The following is a 437-nucleotide window of genomic DNA, read 5'->3' on the forward strand; positions in this document are numbered from 1 at the left end:
GGTAGTTGGGAATTAGGAACAGCTAATGGTGACGGAAGCTATAGTTACACCTTTACAAATGTAGCAGGAGGGACAAGAACTATTACGGCAAGAGATATAAATGGTTGTGGGGAAATGTCATTGGATGTACCAGTTATGGATTATCCAGTGTATTTTACACCAAATGGAGATGGTATTCATGATACGTGGAATATCTATAACATTAGTAGTCAATTAGAAGCAAAGATTTATATTTTTGACCGTTATGGTAAGTTATTAAAACAGTTAAGTCCAACAGGAGATGGATGGAACGGAACTTATAATGGTAATTTAATGCCAACAAGTGACTATTGGTTTACTGTAGAATATACAGAACCAGGTACCACTATTAAAAAGAACTTTAAAGCTCACTTTACGCTTAAACGTTAGAAGAGAAAATACTTTAAAGCATAAAAAAA

At 34.1% G+C, this 437-nt stretch carries 1 protein-coding gene; it reads left to right on the plus strand.

The window, feature by feature from the left end:
• Window positions 1-408, plus strand: a 408-nt coding sequence (locus Q0997_RS20335; RefSeq protein WP_299892567.1) for a T9SS type B sorting domain-containing protein, incomplete at its 5' end; no start/stop codon positions are given.
• Window positions 409-437 lie beyond the last annotated feature (29 nt).

This window comes from uncultured Lacinutrix sp. (assembly GCF_947500325.1).
Classification (GTDB): Bacteria; Bacteroidota; Bacteroidia; order Flavobacteriales; family Flavobacteriaceae; genus Lacinutrix.